Origin of the sequence: Haploplasma axanthum, assembly GCF_900660745.1 — a bacterium.
GTDB lineage: Bacteria > Bacillota_I > Bacilli_A > Acholeplasmatales > Acholeplasmataceae > Haploplasma > Haploplasma axanthum.
The window spans coordinates 755,324-775,774 of sequence record NZ_LR215048.1; the positions used below are offsets into that span (position 1 = coordinate 755,324).

General features: G+C 27.3%; 18 protein-coding genes. 16 read left to right on the top strand and 2 right to left on the bottom strand.

Going from position 1 to position 20,451, the window contains the following annotated elements; all coding sequences use genetic code 11:
* The first annotated feature begins 77 nt into the window (after positions 1-77).
* From EXC62_RS03545 to EXC62_RS03560, 4 genes are all read left to right on the top strand, one after another.
* Positions 78-2,174 carry a hypothetical protein gene (locus EXC62_RS03545; protein WP_026390482.1) on the top strand — a complete coding sequence of 699 codons (2,097 nt, stop codon included), beginning with the start codon at positions 78-80 and terminating at the stop codon, positions 2,172-2,174.
* Between the two features lie 41 nt (positions 2,175-2,215).
* A complete protein-coding gene (locus EXC62_RS03550) occupies positions 2,216-2,644 on the top strand; it encodes a flavodoxin (protein ID WP_026390483.1) in 429 nt (142 codons plus the stop codon).
* Between the two features lie 113 nt (positions 2,645-2,757).
* The gene (gene gnd / locus EXC62_RS03555) at positions 2,758-3,657 is read left to right on the top strand and encodes a phosphogluconate dehydrogenase (NAD(+)-dependent, decarboxylating) (protein ID WP_162140196.1); all 900 of its coding nucleotides are present in this window, start codon (positions 2,758-2,760) and stop codon (positions 3,655-3,657) included.
* On the top strand, positions 3,654-4,910 hold the full coding sequence (locus EXC62_RS03560) for a glucose-6-phosphate dehydrogenase (RefSeq protein WP_026390485.1): 1,257 nt from the start codon (positions 3,654-3,656) through the stop codon (positions 4,908-4,910). The genes gnd and EXC62_RS03560 overlap by 4 nt, the downstream gene beginning before the upstream one ends.
* A 118-nt stretch (positions 4,911-5,028) precedes the next feature.
* Here EXC62_RS03560 and EXC62_RS03565 read toward each other — a convergent pair whose 3' ends face one another.
* A complete protein-coding gene (locus EXC62_RS03565) occupies positions 5,029-5,814 on the bottom strand; it encodes an HAD family hydrolase (RefSeq protein ID WP_162140197.1) in 786 nt (261 codons plus the stop codon).
* Between the two features lie 107 nt (positions 5,815-5,921).
* Here EXC62_RS03565 and EXC62_RS03570 point away from each other — a divergent pair, with 107 nt between their 5' ends.
* The 9 genes from EXC62_RS03570 (at position 5,922) to EXC62_RS03610 (ending at position 15,990) form a co-directional block, all read left to right on the top strand.
* Positions 5,922-6,713, top strand: a complete 792-nt coding sequence (locus EXC62_RS03570) for a hypothetical protein (protein WP_162140198.1) — start codon at positions 5,922-5,924, stop codon at positions 6,711-6,713.
* Complete coding sequence (locus tag EXC62_RS03575; RefSeq protein ID WP_052589882.1) at positions 6,706-8,727, top strand: DNA translocase FtsK; 2,022 nt, start codon at positions 6,706-6,708, stop codon at positions 8,725-8,727. The genes EXC62_RS03570 and EXC62_RS03575 overlap by 8 nt, the downstream gene beginning before the upstream one ends.
* Entirely contained in the window at positions 8,720-9,469 is a 750-nt protein-coding gene (gene lepB / locus EXC62_RS03580; RefSeq protein WP_026390488.1) for a signal peptidase I, read from the top strand. The genes EXC62_RS03575 and lepB overlap by 8 nt, the downstream gene beginning before the upstream one ends.
* Positions 9,456-10,322, top strand: coding sequence for a ribosome biogenesis GTPase YlqF (gene ylqF / locus EXC62_RS03585; RefSeq protein WP_162140199.1), 867 nt, complete (start codon positions 9,456-9,458; stop codon positions 10,320-10,322). The genes lepB and ylqF overlap by 14 nt, the downstream gene beginning before the upstream one ends.
* Entirely contained in the window at positions 10,319-10,918 is a 600-nt protein-coding gene (locus EXC62_RS03590) for a ribonuclease HII (protein ID WP_162140200.1), read from the top strand. Before ylqF ends, EXC62_RS03590 begins: the two co-directional genes overlap by 4 nt.
* 160 nt (positions 10,919-11,078) lie before the next feature.
* Positions 11,079-12,905: a type I DNA topoisomerase gene (gene topA, locus EXC62_RS03595; RefSeq protein WP_052589888.1), complete on the top strand. Its 1,827-nt coding sequence runs from the start codon at positions 11,079-11,081 to the stop codon at positions 12,903-12,905.
* A gap of 215 nt (positions 12,906-13,120) precedes the next feature.
* Positions 13,121-13,627: a thiol peroxidase gene (tpx, locus tag EXC62_RS03600; RefSeq protein WP_162140201.1), complete on the top strand. Its 507-nt coding sequence runs from the start codon at positions 13,121-13,123 to the stop codon at positions 13,625-13,627.
* Positions 13,628-13,697: 70 nt separating this feature from the next.
* Positions 13,698-14,411, top strand: coding sequence for an ABC transporter ATP-binding protein (locus tag EXC62_RS03605; protein WP_026390491.1), 714 nt, complete (start codon positions 13,698-13,700; stop codon positions 14,409-14,411).
* The gene (locus EXC62_RS03610; RefSeq protein ID WP_026390492.1) at positions 14,404-15,990 is read left to right on the top strand and encodes a putative ABC transporter permease subunit; all 1,587 of its coding nucleotides are present in this window, start codon (positions 14,404-14,406) and stop codon (positions 15,988-15,990) included. Before EXC62_RS03605 ends, EXC62_RS03610 begins: the two co-directional genes overlap by 8 nt.
* 140 nt (positions 15,991-16,130) lie before the next feature.
* Here EXC62_RS03610 and EXC62_RS03615 read toward each other — a convergent pair whose 3' ends face one another.
* Positions 16,131-17,429, bottom strand: coding sequence for an ISL3 family transposase (locus EXC62_RS03615; protein ID WP_129747478.1), 1,299 nt, complete (start codon positions 17,427-17,429; stop codon positions 16,131-16,133).
* A 225-nt stretch (positions 17,430-17,654) separates the two neighbouring features.
* Here EXC62_RS03615 and ftsY point away from each other — a divergent pair, with 225 nt between their 5' ends.
* From ftsY to ffh, 3 genes are read left to right on the top strand one after another with little or no spacing between them, the layout of a single operon-like run.
* Positions 17,655-18,611 (top strand): signal recognition particle-docking protein FtsY, encoded by a 957-nt coding sequence (gene ftsY, locus EXC62_RS03620; RefSeq protein WP_026391186.1) that lies wholly within the window; start codon positions 17,655-17,657, stop codon positions 18,609-18,611.
* Positions 18,611-18,925, top strand: a complete 315-nt coding sequence (gene ylxM / locus EXC62_RS03625; RefSeq protein WP_035375963.1) for a YlxM family DNA-binding protein — start codon at positions 18,611-18,613, stop codon at positions 18,923-18,925. Before ftsY ends, ylxM begins: the two co-directional genes overlap by 1 nt.
* On the top strand, positions 18,922-20,331 hold the full coding sequence (gene ffh, locus EXC62_RS03630) for a signal recognition particle protein (protein WP_408609943.1): 1,410 nt from the start codon (positions 18,922-18,924) through the stop codon (positions 20,329-20,331). The genes ylxM and ffh overlap by 4 nt, the downstream gene beginning before the upstream one ends.
* Positions 20,332-20,451 lie beyond the last annotated feature (120 nt).

Genomic DNA, 20,451 nt, shown 5'->3' on the forward strand with positions numbered 1-20,451 from the left:
TTTATCACCATAAATATTATATCACTATAAAAGTAAAAAGTGAATTTACTGATTAATATAAAGTAGGAGATGATAAAATGCAAATAATTATGACAGTTTTAAATATATTAAGTATGTATAAGGTTGTTTGGAAAAATACTGTGATAGATATTCCATTAAATGATAATATCTATGACTATGTTGATTATCCAGAGGCTTCTTTATATGATTTAAATGACTTTTTAGTAAGCACTGATTATTATTATGAAAAAGGTGTTAATAGAACAAGTTTAAGCGTTGTAAATAGTAAACATGTTAAATCTTTTAGAATTATTTACCGAGTAACATATTCTGAACTCGATATTAGCTTTGATGAGGAAATAATCTTTAATATTATTGATAATAAACCACCAGAAATTATTAAAATTCCAGAAATAGTAATGCCTGTTAAAACAAAACTTTTAACAGAAAAAGAAATAGTTTCAGGATTAATATATAAAGATAATTATTATAAAACAGAAGAATTAACTGTTAAAGTTTTAAATTTAAACCATGTAAATATTAATAAACCAGGTGATTATGAAATTATTTATGAAATAATGGATCCATCATATAATGTGACAAGAATTACCAAAGTATACAAAATAATTAGTAAAGAACATCCCGAAATAAAACAAGAAAAAGATCTTGTAATAACAGTTAATACTAGTTTTAATCATCATAATTATTTTAAGTATACAGATGTATATGATACTAATTTAGTAATTATTGTTGATGATTCAAATGTTAATTATGAAATTCTTGGCGAGTATCCGCTTTTTATAACAGCAATTAATAATAGTGAATTATCAACACTTTTTAAAACTAAGGTAACAATTATAGATGATGTAAAGCCAATCTTAATTGTTGATACTAATAAAGTTATTGAAGTAAATGAATATGAAAGAAAAGATTTGAAAAACTTTGTAACATATGTATCTGACAATTACGATCTTTTAACTAAGGACGATATTCAAGTTTTTGAGGATGTTGATTTATCAAAAATTGGTAAATATGAAGTTATCTATAAAATAGTAGATAAGAGTAATAACGAGATAAGTAAGAAAATGATTTTGGAAGTTAAAGATTTAAAAAAACCAACAATAAAACTTAAAAAGAATTTGGAAATTGATGTTTTTGATTCAAATATCTTTTGGAATAATTATTTTGAAATAACCGATAATTATGATGAATATGATGATTTAACAATTAAATTTGATATTAGTAATATTAACTTTAAAAAGATTGGTATATATACTTTAGGTTTAACTGTTACTGATTCAAGTAAAAATAAAAGAATTGAATATTTTGATGTTATAATTCAAGATATGATACCTCCTGAAATAGTACAAAAAAACGAAATAATTATTACAGATTTTACATATAAAGATAATGATTTTTATAAGAGTTTTTTTGAAATAACCGATAATTATGATGATTCAACTGATATTATTCTTGAAATAAAAACTAATATTGATTATTTTAAAACGGGAGTAACGACTTGTGAATTTATATTTAAAGATAAATCTAATAATCAAAAACTTATTAAAGCAGATGTTTATATTATTGATAATGAAATACCAATTATTAATTTGTATCAGGATGAATATTATTATTTTGTTGGTGATCAAATACCAAATCTTCGAGAACTAATTAAAGAATATAAAGATAATTATACTATAAAAGATAAACTGGAAATAGAAATAAAGAGTAGTATTGATTATGAGAAAATAGGTAAATATCAAGTTGATTTTATTCTAAAAGATGAAGCATACAATGAAACAATAAAAACAATGAATTTCTATGTAGATAAAAGAAAGAATATCAAAATAGATTTTACAAATATAACGATGAATAAGAATGATTATTGGTCACCATTAGACGGAATAATAATTGGAGAAGATGTTGTTAGATATGAGTATTATCCTAAAGTAATCGATACTACAAAAGTTGGAAAAAACGAAATTAAATATATTGGATATGACATAAGAGGAAATTACACAGAAATTATCCAAATAATTGAGATTGTTGATGAAAACAATAAAAATAAAATAAATATTTATATTCAAGTTATTATTACAATTACAGGCTTAATTATGATTATATATATCTATGTTCAGTCTAGAAAAAAGACTATTAATTTTGACAAAATCTAAAAAAATGATATAATATCAATTGATAAAAAGTAGGTGTAAAAATGGAAAAAGCGGTTATTGTATATTGGAGTGGAACCGGTAATACTGAAATAATGGCAGATAAAATCAAAGAAGGGTTAGAAGAATCTGGATATGAGACTAATATGCTACAAGTTTATGAAGCATCAGTTGAGGCTGTCTTAGAGTACGACAAGATTGCTTTTGGTTGTCCCTCAATGGGAATCGAAGAACTTGAAGAAGAAGAATTTGAACCATTCTTTGAAGAAATTGAAACACAACTAACTGATAAAAAAATAGCTTTATTTGGATCATATGGATGGGGCGATGGAGAATGGATGGAAGCTTGGGAAGAGAGAGTCGCAAATACTGGGGCAATCTTATTTGAAAAAGGCTTAATCATAAATTCAACACCATCAACTGAAGAAGAAGATAGCTGTTTAGAGTTTGGAAAGAGATTTGCAGAATTTTAAAAGGCCATTTGGTCTTTTTTTACTTTTGGTTTTAAAATACAGAGCATATGTGTTATATTTGAAATAGGATAAACAAAAAAATGATATAATAGAAAAGTATTTAGGAGGTAATTATGAAAATTAGATTGATTGGCCTAGGAAAAATGGGCGAAAATATAGCTTTAAATTTGATTGATCATAAACATACAGTATATGGATATGATATAAGCGAAGAAACAAGAAAAAAACTAATTAATACAAAAATTGAAATTAAAAATAGTTATAAAGAAGTTTTAGAACGTGAAGGAAATGAAAAAATAGTTGTTTGGATGTTAGTTCCAAATCAATTTGTTACAAATGTTATTGAAGATATTAAACCCTTTTTAAAAAAAGGCGATATTATCATTGATGCAGGAAATTCAAACTATAACTTATCAGTTAAAAGATATCATGAACTAAAAGAACAAGGTTTAAACTTCATTGATGTTGGAACATCAGGTGGAACATATGGTGCAAGAAACGGTGCTTGTTTAATGGTTGGTGGAGATTATAATGTTGTTAAAGAAATTGAACAAGTGTTTGTTGATATCTCAATTGAAAATGGTTATGGTTATTTTGGTGAGGCAGGCGCTGGTCATTATGTTAAAATGGTTCATAATGGAATAGAATATGGAATGATGCAAGCAATAGGTGAAGGATTAGAATTAGTTGAAAAGTCTCAATATGATGTTGATTTTGAAAAACTAACAAAAGTTTGGAATCATGGATCAATTATTGAATCAGCACTAATCGGATATATGCATGAAGCTTTTAAAAATGACCCTAAACTTGAAACTCTAGAAGGAAGAATTGATGATTCAGGAGAAGGAAAATGGACTGTTGAAGAAGCATTAAGACTTGAAGTTTCAATGCCAGTAATTACAAATTCATTGTTTGTAAGATATAAATCACGTGATTTAAGTAAATTTAGTGAAAAAAGTGTTGCAGCAATGAGAAAGGTATTTGGCGGTCACGCAATATACAAGAAAAAATGAAAAAAGAAGTCATAATTGTATTATATGGATCAACAGGTGATTTAACATTTAGGAAACTTTTACCTGCAATAATTGATTCATATAAAAAAGAACATATAAATAATAATCTCCTTTTAGTTGCATTAGGTCGTAGAGATTTTACTACAGATGCATATTTGGAATTTGTTAAGTCTCATAATGAAAAATTAGATATTGAACTTTTAAAAAATATTACAGAATATTATAAAATGCAAATAACTGATAAGAATGATTATGTTGGTCTTAAAGAACTATTAGATCAAAATAGTAGTGATAAAACTAGAGTAATTCACTATTTAGCTGTTTCACCAGAATTAATGATTGACGTATCAAATATTATCAGTGAACAAAAAATAATTGAAAAAAACAACTTGAATCAAAGTGTAATTTTTGAAAAACCTTTTGGTTCAAGTTATCGAACTGCTCATAAAATAAATGAAGAATTATGGAAGAATTTTAGTGAAAAACAAATTTATCGTATTGATCATTATTTAGGTAAAAAAATGGTGGATAGTATTTTAAAACTTAGATTTGAAAATGATATTTTAAAATCAGTTTTTTCACCTAAAAATTTAAGCAGCATTGAAATCGTTGTTAAAGAAAAAGATGGTATTTTAAATCGTGGTAGTTTCTATGATTCAACTGGTGCAGTAAAAGATATGTTCCAAAGTCATATTTTACAAATTGTAACGCTACTAACAATGAAAAAGCCAGGGAAGTTTGACCATGAAACGATTATTAATGAAAAAGTTAAAGTGTTAAAACAATTAAAGTATCAAAAAGAAACTTTAGTTTTTGGACAATATAAAGGATATTTGAAGGAAACGAATGTTAATGAAAATTCTTTAACAGAAACACTATTAGCTGTTGAGTTATTTGTTAATAACAAGTTTAAAAAAGTTCCAATTAAAGTACTAACAGGAAAAAAACTAGATGCTAAAGAAACCTATATAAAGATGAACTTAAAAGATGGTAGCAGTTTATTACTTACTGTTAATCCAGATAGTTCATTGCTTCTATCTACAAAAATTCTTGGAGAAAATATTAATAATAGATATGTTTTTGAAAATATTGAAGATGAATATGGTAAATTGATTTTATCTGCGATTGCCTTTGAAAAAGAAAAGTTTTTAAGATGGGATGAAATTGAAAATTCATGGAGATTTGTTGATGAATTATTAACAAGAAAAAAAGAATTAACAATCTATAGTCCTAATTTTAGAGAAAAGGAATAAACGAGTTAAATTATTAAGTGTTGAGAGTGATTTTTAAATCATTCTCTTTTTTATGTAATAAGAAGGAGTTGGAGTGAATTGTAATAAAAAAAGACTTTTAATTGAAAGTCTCTATTTTTCAGATAAAAGTTTTAAGATAATGGCCAATACCATCATTATTGTTATCAAAATCAGTTTCTTCATTTGCTTTTTCTTTAACATGTTTATGAGCGTTTTTCATAGCAATTCCAATTTTTGCATTACTTAACATCTCAATATCGTTTGAGCTATCTCCAAAAGCAATTAAATCATCTTTAGTAAGATTATAATGGTTTAGAACTTTTTTTAATGCTGAATATTTGGAAATATCACTTAAGTAAAGATCATAGAAGCATTCACCATCATAAGTTCCCCAATAACGTTGTTTTATTCTTTTGTTTTCAAATATTTTTTCAAATTTAGTACGATTTTCTTCGTTAATTAAAACAACTAAATTTAAAACATTTTTTGGAATATTATTAAAATCTAACTCAACAATTTCATTAATTGAAGCACCATTAAATAAAACTTCAAGTTCCTTATTAAAATTATGACTATGGATTGAGTCTTCAAGGTTAATAATGATTGTTACTGCATACTCTTTAATACTATCAATAATATCTTTTATTTCAGATTCAGGCATATATTCTGCCAATTTTTTACCATCAGGGAAAGTTACTAAACTTCCGTTATTAGAAACAATTGGGGTCTCAAGGTTTAATTCTTTATGATATTTTTTTGCTCCATTAAAACTTCTTCCGGTTGCAATCACAAATTTATAACCTTTATCTGAGAGATTGATTATTGCCTCTTTAGTTAATGGACTAATATTTTTTTGACTTGTTAATAATGTGTCATCTAAGTCAAGAGCTATTAAATTCTTCATCAATTCACATCCTACACACATTTGTAATAATTCTAACATAGATATCATATTATAACAATTTAAATAATTATATATGATATAATATTTAAAAGGAAAGGGGTAAAATTATGACGTTTTTATTAAAAATTGGACAGATAACTATTGATTGGAAAACGATAATTACCTTTTTTACAGGTGTTGGAGTTGGTTTTTTACTTTTATTACTTATTTATCTGTATGCAGTTCTAAGAGGTTTAAATAAAGAATTGCGACTTAATAAAGTTCAAGAGGAAGATATTGATGAAGAAGAAATAAAATGGCTAATAGCTGAAGCACAGAAAGAATTTAAAAATAAAGAAACTAGACAAAAAGTTGGTTTTGGAAATCTCTTATTAAGAGAGTCGAAAGAACTTGCTTATGATATATCAAAGAAATTTTATCCTGATTCACCATACCCATATTTAGAATTAACGATTGATGAGACATTAGAGTTAGTTCATTATATAACTAATCGTGTTGATCAATTAATTAGCGGAAAAATATTACGCTTATTTAGAGGTATGACAATTAGAAAGATTATTGAACTTAATAATACAAAAACTAAAATTGAGGAAAGTAGATTAGTTAAATCTGCTAAGAAGACTGGAATTGCTAAAGTAATATCATCAACTATGAAGGTTGTTAATGCAGTTAATCCATTTTATTGGATAAAAAAAGTAACTGTTAATAAAGCGCTAGACATAATAATAGTAAAAATAGGATTATCTGTAATAGCTATTACTGGCGAAGAAACGTATAAGATATACTCTAAAAAAGTCTTTAATAAAGATATTGACATTTCAACTAGCGTTGATGATTTGTATGCTGGAATTAAGAGTGATTTAGAAAATTTGAATGAGGAGGATGTTGAAGATGAGTGAGAATAAAAAAATATATAAATCTGTATATCGTCCAGATTTTAAAATCCACCAATTTGTTAAATTAGTAGGTATTCGTAAAGGTAAAAAAGAAGATGATTTATCTAGATTTGTGTCACCTATTTTTGGTAATAAAGTTCCAGATAAAGTTGTAATCCCTAAGTCTCCAGAAGGTTTAGGAGATAGCGGAAAGAGACTGGATGCATTTAGAGATAAACCAAAGAATAGTCGTGATGAATATCGTGAATTTAATATCATAACTAATAAATCTAGAGAAGAGTATTTAGGTGGAGTGATTATTGAAGACGAAGAAGAGAAAACTGTTGAAGTTATTGAACCTAGAAAGATTATTCCTATCATAAGTAATCACGAAGAAAAAGAAGAACCTGTTTTCAAAATTAATGAGAAGCCTAAAAATATAAACTTAGATCCAGTATTAAATGAAAACTCAGAACCTAAAATTGATTTACATAAACGTGAGCAACCAATGGTAGTTAGAGGTAATTTTGAAGATGAGTTTGTTGAAGAAGTTAAAGAAATAGAAAAACCTAAAATAGTTGAAAAACCAAAAGTTCAAAAAGTTGGAAATAATAAAAAGTATGTAAAACCTCCGGTTACAATGTTTAAAAAGATGACTAGAGATCAAGAATCTAAACCAGCCTGGTTGTTAGAACAAATAGAAATAATTAATGCGACACTAACAGACTTTGGAATTGAAGCGACCGTTATTGGAAGTACCAAAGGACCAACTGTAACAAGATATGAGATTTCACTACAACCAGGAGTGAATGTTAATAGAATTAGTAATATTTCTGATAACTTAATGATGAATTTAAAGGCAAAATCATTAAGAATTGAGGCACCAATTCCTGGAAAACCATATGTGGGATTAGAAGTGCCAAATGTTAATCCGGAAATAGTGGCATTTGGAAATGTTGTTGATGATAAAGAGTTTTTAGAAGCTCATGATAAACCGTTACAAGTAGCACTTGGTGTTGATATTGATGGTAAGAATGTTTACGTTGATATTACTAAAATGCCTCATGGTCTTATTGCAGGAGCGACAAATAGTGGTAAGAGTGTTTGTATAAATACGGTATTAGCAAGTTTATTAATTAAGAATTCTCCAGATGAATTAAAACTTATTTTAATTGATCCTAAAATGGTAGAACTTAATGCATATAATGATCTTCCACATCTAATTACACCAGTAATTACAGATGCTAAAATGGCAGCACAAGCACTTAAATGGGCTGTTGATGAAATGGAAAAGCGATATAGAATATTTGCTAATAACAGAAGTAGAGATATAAAGTCATATAACGATAATGTTAAAAGAGGAATAGTTGATGAGCCAGGAATGCCTTATATCGTTGTAGTTATTGATGAGTTAGCTGATTTAATGATGGCTGCTGCAAGTGATGTAGAAGATGCTATTCAAAGAATAACTCAAAAAGCAAGGGCTGCAGGGATTCATTTAATTGTTGCTACTCAAAGACCGACAACAGATGTTGTTAAGGGAACTATTAAGTCAAATATTCCAGCAAGAATTGCTTTTAAAGTTGCTTCATATGTTGATTCAACAACAATCCTTGATGGCGCTGGTGCTGAAGGATTGCTTGGAAAAGGAGATATGTTATTAAAAGAAGTTGATAGACCTCATAGACTTCAAGGGGCATATATTCCTGATGATGAAATATACAAATTAACTGACTATATTAGAGATATGCGTGAAGCAGATTACATTTTAAAACATGATGATTTAAAACATCGTGTTGAATTTAAACAAGTTGAGAAAGATGATTTGTTTGAACCAGTTGCATACTATGTTGTTGAAACAAGAACAGCATCAATAAACCGTATTATGCAAGAATTCTCAATTAGTTTTAATCGAGCACAAACAATAATGAAATTACTTGAAAACTATCAAATAGTTTCTGAAAATTTAGGAACAAAAGCAAGAGAAGTATTAGTTAATTTAGAAGAATTAGAGGAAATAATAAAAAATCATGAGTAGAAAAAATAAAATAATATATGTATCAATACTAGCTTTTAATTGTTTATTTTCATTAATTCTTTTGATTTTTAATGTTTCAAATAATACAACTTCTCTAAAAACAACTTTTCTTTTTATATCAATTTTAATAGGTTTAGCAGTTTTATTATTTGTTAAAACTGAGAGTGAAGAAACAATTATTGAAGAATCAAATGATGAAGAAACGGAAAAAATAATAACTGAAAAAACTAAGAATGAATTTGTTGATTGGATAGCATTTATTTCTGTTGTTGTCTCTGTGTTTTTAATAATTACTTCATTCTTCTTTTTCTCTGCAAGAGTTGATGGAACATCAATGGAACCAACAATTAAAGAAAATAAACATGTATATATATTTACATTTGGATATACGGCTAAAAAAGAAGATGTTGTTGTCTATAAGCGAACTAGTGACTTAATAATTAAGCGAGTAGCAGCTGTTGAAGGCGATAAGTTATCAATAAAAGAAGAAGATTCAATGATGTATTTATATATTAATGATCAATTATATACAAATCATTATGGAGAAAAATATCAGTTAAGATTAAATGACGAACTAAGAAAAACGATCAATAGTAATAATAATAACTATGTATTGAAAAAGTACGAGGTTATTTTACTTGGCGATAATGAAAGTCGTTCAAGTGATAGCAGAAGTTTTGGAGTATTGTCAACAAAAAGAATAATTGGAAGAGCGTTAGGTGATTATAGTGGAAAAGAATAATCGTTATCAACAAATAAATTGGTATCCTGGACATATGTTTAAGTCTTTTAAAGAAATAAAAGAGAATCTTAAACTTATGGACATAATTTTTGTTCTAGTTGATGCAAGAATTCCTTTTTCAAGTATGAATCCAGAAATTCAAAAAGTACTTGGTAATAAGCCAACAATTATTTTATTCAATAAAATGGATTTAGCAGATAAAAGTAAACTGAAAAAATGGATTGAATATTACGAACAAAAAGGTTTTACTTGTTTAGAAATTGATGCTCAAAGTGGAAAAAATGTTAATCTTTTAAAAACAACTGCTGAAGAAGTTTTAAAAGAAAAAATTGAACGTGAACAAAATAAAGGATTAAAACAAAGAAGCATAAAAACAATGGTACTTGGTATTCCGAATGTTGGAAAATCAACCTTAATTAATACTCTTTCAAATAGAAAAAGTACTAGAACTGGTAATACACCAGGGGTTACAAGAAGCAAACAATGGGTTAAACTTGCAAATGGGTTTGATCTTTTAGACATGCCTGGTGTTTTATGGCCAAAGTTTGAAGATGAAACTGTTGGTTATAATTTAGCAGTAACAGGTGCAATTAAAGATAATATTTTACCACTTGATGATGTTACTCATCACGCAATACAATTTTTACAAACAAATTATCTTTCAAGACTTAAAGAAAGATATAGTGATGAAATTACAGAAAATAGTGAGTATGTTGAAGTTTTAGATATTATTGGAAAAAAGCGTGGCGCATTAATTAGTCGTGGAGATATTGATTATGATCGTGTTTATATGATTGTTTTAAACGACTTAAGAACAAAACAACTAGGAGAATTAACGTTTGATTTATTATGAGAGAATATGAAAATGATTTAATAAAAAAAGGAATAACTTATATTGCTGGTGTTGATGAAGCAGGAAGAGGACCAGTTGCTGGACCGGTCGTTGCTGCAGCAGTAATATTAAGAAATGATTTCCATTATGGATATATCAATGACTCAAAAAAAATGAGTGAGAAACAAAGAGAAAAAGCTTTTACTGACATAATTGAAAATGCAATTGCTTTTGGAGTTGGGATTATTGATGAGACAATAATTGATGAAATTAATATTTTAGAAGCAACTAAAAAAGCTATGACATTAGCAATTGAAAATCTGAAAGTTAAACCTGAATATGTTTTGATTGATGCAGTTAAATTAAACTGTAATTTCAAAACATTAAGTATTATAAAAGGTGATCAAAAATCAATTTCAATTGCTGCTGCCTCAGTAATCGCGAAAGTAACTAGAGATAGATTAATGAAAGAATACTCAATTCTCTATCCAAACTATGCATTTGAAAAACATAAAGGCTATTTAACAAAAATTCATAAAGAAAGAATTAAAGAATTTGGTCCATGTGCAATCCACAGAAAGACATTTGCACCAATTGATTCTTATTACCAAAAATGAAGCAATTATCATAAGAATTGCTTTTTTTAATCTTTAAAAAAGTAAATGAAAAAAACAATATATATTATATAGTATATAAATATATAATAAAAAACTATGATTTTTTTACTTGACAAAGATTTTTTAAAATATATAATTAATAAGGAAATGAGGTATATTAATGACTGAAAAACTAGTAATAGTGGAATCACCATCAAAAGCTAAAACAATTAATTCTTATTTAGGAAAAGAATATCAAGTTTTATCATCAGTTGGTCATATCCGCGATTTAGCTACTTCTGGTCCAGGTGGATTAGGATTAGATGTTAATAATAATTTTAAACCAGATTATCAAATTAGTAAGGGAAAGACTAAAGTAGTTAATGAGTTAAAAAAAGCTGCTAAAAACCGTGAAGTTTTAATTGCAACCGACCCTGACCGTGAAGGAGAAGCAATTGCTTGGCATATTGCAGATGTTTTAAATTTAGATATAGATCAAAAGAATCGAATTGTATTTACAGAAATTACAAAACCGGCAATATTAGGAGCAATTGATAAACCAAGAGAGATTGATATGGATTTAGTTCACTCACAAGAAGTAAGAAGAGCACTAGATCGTATTATTGGGTTTAAATTATCAACATTGTTACAAAAAAAGATAAAATCAAAATCTGCTGGACGTGTTCAAAGTGTAGCTTTAAAGTTAATTGTTGATTTAGAAAAAGAAATTCTTGCGTTTATTCCAGAAGAATACTATGAAATAGAAGCAGTTTTTGAAGAGTTTAAAGCTAATTATATAATAAAAGCAAATCAAAGAATTAAAAAAGATGAAGCAATGGAAATCGTTAAGAATTCAACGAATCCATTCGTTATTAAAGACATTGAAGTAAAAGAAACAAAACGTTCACCAAAACCACCTTTTACAACATCAACATTACAACAAGATGCAAATATTAACTTGAATTTAAGTGGTGCTAGAACAATGGCTTTAGCACAACAACTTTATGAAGGTATTGAAATTGATGGTGAAATAACAGGTTTAATTACATATATGCGTACTGATTCAACAAGATTATCAGATATCTTTATTAAAGATGCATTAAACGTAATAAAAGATAAATATGGTAATGATTATGTTGGTACTTACCATTATGAAAAAAAGGAAGGTAGTCAAGATGCCCATGAAGGTATTAGACCTACTTCACTAAAGTTAACTCCTAAAAAAATGGAACAATACTTAGATAAATATCAACATAGATTATATGAAAGAATCTATAATAGAGCACTTGCAAGTTTAATGAGTAACGCTATTTTTGAAAGAACAAAAGTTATTTTTGATGCTAACGGAAATCTATATGATGTTTCTGGTGTTCGTGAAGTGTTCAAAGGTTTCTTAGAAGTTTACGATGATCAAAAAACAAAAGATGTTATTCTACCTAAATTAAATGTTGGTGATAAGTTAAACGCTAGCGCAGTTAATCCAATTAGAAAAGAAACACAACCTAAATCAAGATATACAGAAGCAAGTTTAATTAAAGAAATGGAAAAATTAGGAATTGGGAGACCATCAACATATGCTCAAACAATTCAAACATTAAAATCAGCTGATAGAAATTATTTAACAGTTGAAAAGAAAAAACTAATACCAACTAAACAAGGAATATTAACTGTTGAACAATTAGATGAGTTTTTCAAAGATATTATTAATGTTAATTATACATCAGCAATGGAAGAAAACTTAGATAAGGTTTCTGAAGGTAAGGCAGATGATATTAAGTTATTAGCAGATTTTTATAACGCATTTATTCCAATGATTGATCACGCAAATATCAATATGAAGAAGATTGGACCAGAAGTTTTAGATGAAGCATGTCCTTTATGTGGACAACCATTAGTCTTAAGAAATGGTAAAAATGGTCCATTTATTGGATGTAGTAATTTTCCTACTTGTAGGTATACTAGAAATATCGAAAAAAATGAAAAAAATGAGGAAAATAACATAATTTAGATACAAAAAAGCAAAGTTAAAACAAAAAACTTTACTTTCAATATAAAAAGTGTTAATATAATTGTGCATCCGATAAACGGATGCTACTTATCCCCTATTAAGTGTACTCAAGTACACAATAGATCCCCTTATTTGACTCCTGAGACCTTTTCTTGGGAGTCTCTTTTTTTAAAAACTTTTTTATGGTATAATATTTCTAAATTGGAGGGATTCAAATGAGAACATATAAAGGTAGACCAATTACACTAGCAGCAAAAGAATTAAAAGTTAGTGATATAGCTCCTAATTTTAAAGCAGTAAATAAAGATTTGGAAGATGTAAGTTTAAGTGATTTTAAGAATAACTACATTGTTATAAACGTAGTTCCATCATTAGATACACCGGTATGTGACTTACAAACTAAAACTTTACACGAAGAAGTTATTAAAAGAGATGACTTGGATATCAAAGTGATTACAATTAGTAATGATCTTCCATATGCACAAGAAAGATGGTGCGAAGCTGTAGAATTAGAAGGTATAACAGTTTTAAGTGACTATCTATATAATGAATTTGGATTGAAATATGGAACACTTATTAATGAGTTAAAATTACTAGCAAGAAGTGTATTCGTATTAAATAACAAACGTGAAATAATCTATGATGAATATGCACAAGAAATTAATCAACACTTAGATTATGACAAATTATTAGACTTTATAAATAAAATGCCAAGTAAATGATATTAGCACTTGGCTTTTTTATTTTTTTAAGTTAAAATAAAAATAATATAAAACAAGAAGGAGATAAGTGATGTTAGAGATTAAAAATTTATCAAAGAGTTACGTTCCAGGAATTAAAGCATTAGATAATGTCAATGTGAATATTGCAAATGGTGAAATATTTGCATTTATTGGTCATAATGGAGCAGGAAAAACAACAGCAATTAAATCAATAGTAGGTATTCTTTCATTTGAAGAAGGAGAAATTCTTTTAGATGGAGTCAATATTAAAAATGCACCAATTGAATTCAAGAAAATGACTGCATATATTCCAGATAATCCAGAATTATATGATAATTTAACAGGAATTCAATATTTAAATTTTATAGCAAACATTTACAAATTAGATGTAGAAAAAAGAAATGATGATATTGTTAAATATTCAAGAGATTTTGAAATATATGAAGATTTAGGGAATTTAATAAGTTCTTATTCACATGGAATGAAACAAAAACTTGCATTAATTTCAGCATTTATTAGACATCCAAAACTTTTAATTTTAGATGAACCTTTTGTAGGTTTGGATCCAAACGCTACTTTTAAAATGAAGACTTTAATGAAAGAAATGGCAGATGCAGGTTCAATTATTTTCTTTTCAACTCACGTTTTAGAAGTCGCAGAGAAATTCTGTGATCACGTTGCAATTATAAAAAAAGGTAAAATAATGAAGATTGGAACAATGAATGAAGTTAAAGGAGATAAATCATTAGAAACTGTATTTATGGAGATGACTGATAGTGAGTAGATTTTTAAACCTAATAAAAATCAATCTAATTAATCAATTAGGTTTGAATAAACTATTTAGAAAGAAAAATAAAACTTCGATTATTGTTGGTTCATTGACTTTATTAATAGGACTATGTTTTATTTACTTTTTTATTGGATTTATGTTTTTTCAAGTTGTTCGACAACTAGGTGAAGATGTAGGACCAAGTGTTGTACTATCTGGAGGATTAATATCCGGTGGGATATTACTTTTAATGACAGTAGTAGTTAGAGCAAATGCATATTTATTTAGAGCAAAAGACTTTGATTTATTAGCATCCCTACCTATCCCAACAAGTTCAATTACGCTTGCCAAAATACTTTCATTTATAGTAACAACATATTTAACATTATCATTTACTTTTATTCCAATGATTGTTGTTTATGCGATTTATGTTCAAACAACATTCCTATATTGGATAACAGCAATTTTAGTTTTTTTACTATTACCATTACTGATTATTTCAATATTTAGTTTTGTATCATATTTATTTGCAACTTTACTATCAAGATTTAAATACAAAAATTTAATATCAATAATAGGATATTTAGCTTTCTTTTTAGGAATATTATTTTTGAATTTCCAAGGTGGAACTGATGATCAAACTGCGAATCTTTTTGTAGCTCTAGATAAACAAATAAAATATATTTATTACCCAGCATACATTGCTAAAGAAGCATTAACAACAGGAAGACTTATCTATCATCTATCCTTTATTGCACTAAGTGTTATTCCATTTATTATATTCATACATGTGACTGGAAAGTTTTATTTAAGAATTAATACAAGTCTTAGTACTACAAGAAATAGCACAAAATTCGATGAAAAAACAATTGATAAAAAACAAACTGGAATCATTAAATTACTAACTAAAATGGAGTTTAAAAAATTCTTTTCAATCCCAGTATATGTTATGAATACGTTAGGGAGTAAAGTAGCTGGAGTATTTTTAATGGGTTTAATGTATTTTCAACTTAGGTCACAATTAGGCACTATACAAACTGATATATTTGCTTTAATTATGTTTGCAATCACTATCTTTATGGGAACATTATCCCCAGCAACAGCTGTTACATTTAGTATTGAAGGTAAGAAATTATGGATTTTAAAAACTAGTCCAGCAACTGAAAAACAAATCTTTTTCTCTAAAGCTTTGGTTGATTTTATTCCATCAGTTGTTTTAGGATATATATCAGTCATTTTAATTATCATAATGATGCAACCAAGTATACTTATAAGTGTTTTAATGTTTGCAGTTTTAACCGCTTTATTAATACATACAGCAATATTAGGATTACTTATTAATCTTAAATTTCCTAAACTAGATTGGGACTTACCAATTAAAGCAGTTAAACAAAGCTTAAGTGTCTTTATTACAATGCTTATAGGAATGATTCTAATGGGAGCTTTAGTTGCGCTAACTTTTGTTTTAGGAAACGCGATTGATCTTGAAATAGGTCTTTTAATTGTTTTAGGAATAATAATAATTATTACAGTGTTAGAATATATATTATTAAGCACTATGGGAGTCAAATGGTATCAAAAAATAAAATCATAGAATATTAAACGGTATTTCGGGCTCTTAGTAATAAACTGGGGTATTGAGAAAATAGCCTTTGTAATAATCTGGGGTCTAATAACAAAAATCGCCAACCATTTATATATGGAAGTCGATTTTTTTTACACACTTATATATTATTATTCAGGTATTTTAAGAGCCACATCTTTATTAATAGAATAAATGATTCTAGCTCTTAATCTCTTAAAACTTTTAATCCCATTACTAGTCTTAATAATAGTCTTTATTCTAGAATTAGTACCTTCAATTGGACCATTAGATAATCTTCTGTTAGAATCAGATTTAATAAAGGAATTAATAATCTCATCTTTCCAATTAGAAAGTAATTTACCAAAAGATCTAATATCTTCTAACCTGTGATTACGATATTTAGTAATTAAATCAGATAATAATTCTTTAGCATCATCAAAATTAGTGTTTCTATTAAACTCACGATATTCTTCCTTGATTTTATAAACTTCAGTTAAATCATCATCAATGGATAAAAGAAAATCTTTAATAGAAGATTTATTAAGACTAATTCTAAACTTAGGAATAGAAATATAACCATTATAGATATTATCGTATTCTTTAGTAAAGAAATAATGAAACTTCTTTAACATATAATATTTATCATTCTTATAAGTTTTAAACTCAATATTACCAGCATATTTATTCATTACTTTAATACGATGCTTATTAACGATATCATTAATATGTTTAATAACATGAAAAGAATCAATAGCTATTAAAGCTTTAGGCATAACTTTAGATATAACGTCTTTATAAGGCTTCCACATATCAATAATAACTACTTTAACACTATCTAATTCAGTATGTTTAAGACTAGATAGATATTCTAATAGATATGATTTATGACGAGTTTTTAAAACATCAATTATTTTTTTTGTTTCAAAATCTAAGAATAGACAAGCATAAGGATGTTTAGTCCTTTTTGAAACATGAAATTCATCGATACATAAAAACTTAGGTAATATATTTCTATTTGGATCAACATAATCATCAAAAATATCAATAACAGTTTTAGTAGAAATGTTAAAGATAGTAGAAGCACTAGTAAATGTATTAGAAGGATTCTTTAAGTGTTCTAAAATAGATAGTTTGGTGTAATGACTAATTCTATCTTTCTTAATAGTAAAGGGATTAGATTCAAAGAAACGTTTTTTACATATTAAACATCGATATCTTCTACTACGATAAATAATATAAGATTTTCTATTTGTAGAAATACTATGAGTTATATTTTTATTTTGGTAGTCATGTGTAGTGGTAATTCCATTGCATAAAGGGCATGGAATAGTTTCTTTTTTAAGCTTAATATGAAAACTAACAATTCCATCAGTTGATACTGCATCAATAGATTCAATTTTATGACTTAAGTGTTCAATTTCTAATACTTTTATGATATTATCATACATGAAAATCCTCCTTGATTATTAAGTGTGCAAAACTATAATAACACAAGAAGGATTTTCTTTATTTATAACCCCAGATAATTACATAGGTATACAATGACCCCAGTTTATTTTTAATAACTGTATTTCGTAAGATTTACCGTTTTTCATTTTAAAGTGATTAGTAGATAATTTTGCTTTTAAAGATATAAATATGTTATAATAACCATTGAATCGGAGTTGATATTAATGGGATTTTTTAGTAAATTATTTGGGAAAAAACCAAAAAATGATAAGTATGAAATGGGTTTACATAAGACAAAAGAAAGACTAGGTAATTTGAAACAAGTTTTAGCACAATCATCAAAAATAGATGATAATTTGTTTGATGAATTAGAAGATATTTTTATTCAAGCAGATATGGGTGTTGATACTGTTCTTTATTTTATTAATGAATTGAAAAACGAAGTAAATAATAAAAAGATTGAAGATCCAAAAGAATTAGCTGAAATAATTGTTGATAAAATGTTTGAAATATATTTAAAAGGTGAATTAGTTCAAGTTGATCTTAACTACGATGAAAATGAAACAAACGTTTATTTATTCGTTGGAGTTAATGGTGTTGGTAAAACAACAACAATTGGAAAACTTGCTAAAAACTTTAAAGACCAAGGTAAAAAGGTTTTAATGGTTGCAGGAGATACATTTAGAGCAGGAGCAATAGAACAATTATCAATATGGGGAGAGAGAAGTAAAACCCCAGTTTTTAAAAAAGAAGCTGGTAGTGATCCATCCAGTGTTATTCATGATGCCCTTGTTAAAGCAAAAGCGGAGAAGTTTGATGTTGTTTTAGTGGATACTGCTGGTAGATTACAAACTAAAACTAATTTAATGGCTGAACTATCAAAAATGCGCCGTGTAATTGAAAAGAGCTTACCTAACGCCCCACAAGAAACATTATTAGTAGTTGATGCAACAACTGGACAAAATGGGATGAAACAAGCAGAAGTTTTTAAAGAAGCAACCGATGTTACAGGTGTTATATTAACAAAACTTGATGGAACCGCTAAAGGTGGGATTGTTCTTGCGATTAGACATGAATATGGAATTCCAATTAAATATGTTGGTTTAGGTGAAAAAATTGATGATTTAGTAATGTTTGATATTGAGTCATACATATATGGACTATTTAAGGAGTTCTTCTAATGAAGACATTAGAAAAAGCTGAATTATTAAATGAACTATTTTTAGCATATAAAGAACTATTTACTGATAAGCAAGTTGAATATTTTAATATGTACTATGAATATGATTATTCATATCAAGAAATAGCTGATCAATTTGGGATTAGCAGAAATGCTGTTTATGATCAATTAAAGAAAGTAGAAGATAGTCTTTATTTATATGAAGAAAAATTAGCACTTGTTTCATTAAGAAAAAAAAGAATTGAATTAATTAATAAGTATCTTGAAACAAACGATAAAGAAATTTTAAATGAAATTAAAAGGATGGATGAATAATGGAAAATAGTTTAAGTTCTAGATTGCAAATGGCAATGAGAAGAATAACTGGACGTGGAAAACTAAATGAATCTGATATTGATGAAATGATGCGTGAAGTTCGTCTTTCACTTTTAGAAGCCGATGTTAACTTTAAAGTTGTTAAGCAATTTACTGCAAATGTAAAAGAAAAAGCTATTGGAGAAAAGATTTTAAAAGGGTTAAATCCGGGTCAACAAGTTGTTAAAGTTGTTCATGATGAATTAAAGAGTATTATGGGAGAAGAAGCAGTTCCTTTAATGTTTGAAAATACTGGAATAACAACGTTTATGACAATTGGTTTACAAGGTTCAGGGAAAACAACCTCAATCGGTAAATTAGGTGTTTATTTAAGAAAAAATTATAAGAAAAAAGTGATGTTTATTGCAGCAGACGTTTATCGTCCAGCGGCAATTGAACAATTAATAACAATCGGTAAACAAATTGGAATTGAAGTTTATGATGAAGGTATTAAAGATGCCAGAAAAATTGTTAAAAATGGGTTAGAGTATGCTAAGAAAAATGGCTATGAAGTAGTTATTATCGATACAGCTGGTAGACTTCACATCGATGAAGAAATGATGCAAGAACTAGTTGATGTCAAAAAATTAGCTAATCCAACTGAAATATTATTAACTGTTGATGCGATGACTGGTCAAGATGCTGCTCAAATTGCTAAGAGTTTTCATGATCAATTAAATGCAACCGGTGCCATTCTAACAAAACTAGATGGTGATACTAGAGGTGGTGCTGCACTATCAATTAGAGAAGTATCGGGAATACCAATTAAGTTTATGTCTTCTGGAGAGAAGATGGATACTTTTGAACCTTTCCACCCAGAAAGAATGGCATCACGTATTTTAGGTATGGGTGATGTTTTAACATTAATTGAAAAAGCTACTGAAGCAATCGATGAAGATGAAGCTAAAAACATGATGGAAAGAATGATGAGCGATAAGTTTAATTATTATGATCTTTTAAAACAGTTTAAAATGATTAAACGTATGGGTTCAATTTCAAAAATTCTAGGATTTATTCCTGGAATGGGTAATATAAAAAAAGCAGCAAGTCAAATCGATGATAAACAGTTTGATAAAATGGCAATTATCATAAGTTCAATGACAGAAGCAGAAAAGAAAAATCCCGAATTAATTGATAAAGCATCAAGTAGAAGACAAAGAATTGCTAAAGGTGCAGGTGTTAGTGTTAGTGATGTTAATAATTTAAGACAAGCGTTAGAAGCTCAAAAGAAAATGGTTAAAACTATGTCTAATATGAGTGAAGATGATTTAAAGAGATTAGAAAAAGATCCAAGTGCATTAATGAAGAATGCCCCACAACGTACCAATAAAGGTAAAGGTAAGGGAAAAGGAAACTTTAGATTCTAATAATAAAGATAAGACTGTAAAAAGTTTTATCTTTTTTTCTTTTATTGACACAGAAATAAAATCTTGATATACTATTATCGTTAATACAGATAATACAGATGGTACAAACATAACAGAAGG

Excerpts from the sequence above, each read along its gene's own strand:
- EXC62_RS03545 (WP_026390482.1), top strand. The coding sequence starts at position 78 with ATGCAAATAATTATGACAGTTTTAAATATATTAAGTATGTATAAGGTT.
- EXC62_RS03550 (WP_026390483.1), top strand. The coding sequence starts at position 2,216 with ATGGAAAAAGCGGTTATTGTATATTGGAGTGGAACCGGTAATACTGAA.
- gnd (WP_162140196.1), top strand. The coding sequence starts at position 2,758 with ATGAAAATTAGATTGATTGGCCTAGGAAAAATGGGCGAAAATATAGCT.
- EXC62_RS03560 (WP_026390485.1), top strand. The coding sequence starts at position 3,654 with ATGAAAAAAGAAGTCATAATTGTATTATATGGATCAACAGGTGATTTA.
- EXC62_RS03565 (WP_162140197.1), bottom strand. The coding sequence starts at position 5,814 with ATGAAGAATTTAATAGCTCTTGACTTAGATGACACATTATTAACAAGT.
- EXC62_RS03570 (WP_162140198.1), top strand. The coding sequence starts at position 5,922 with ATGACGTTTTTATTAAAAATTGGACAGATAACTATTGATTGGAAAACG.
- EXC62_RS03575 (WP_052589882.1), top strand. The coding sequence starts at position 6,706 with ATGAGTGAGAATAAAAAAATATATAAATCTGTATATCGTCCAGATTTT.
- lepB (WP_026390488.1), top strand. The coding sequence starts at position 8,720 with ATGAGTAGAAAAAATAAAATAATATATGTATCAATACTAGCTTTTAAT.
- EXC62_RS03590 (WP_162140200.1), top strand. The coding sequence starts at position 10,319 with ATGAGAGAATATGAAAATGATTTAATAAAAAAAGGAATAACTTATATT.
- topA (WP_052589888.1), top strand. The coding sequence starts at position 11,079 with ATGACTGAAAAACTAGTAATAGTGGAATCACCATCAAAAGCTAAAACA.
- tpx (WP_162140201.1), top strand. The coding sequence starts at position 13,121 with ATGAGAACATATAAAGGTAGACCAATTACACTAGCAGCAAAAGAATTA.
- EXC62_RS03605 (WP_026390491.1), top strand. The coding sequence starts at position 13,698 with ATGTTAGAGATTAAAAATTTATCAAAGAGTTACGTTCCAGGAATTAAA.
- EXC62_RS03615 (WP_129747478.1), bottom strand. The coding sequence starts at position 17,429 with ATGTATGATAATATCATAAAAGTATTAGAAATTGAACACTTAAGTCAT.
- ftsY (WP_026391186.1), top strand. The coding sequence starts at position 17,655 with ATGGGATTTTTTAGTAAATTATTTGGGAAAAAACCAAAAAATGATAAG.
- ylxM (WP_035375963.1), top strand. The coding sequence starts at position 18,611 with ATGAAGACATTAGAAAAAGCTGAATTATTAAATGAACTATTTTTAGCA.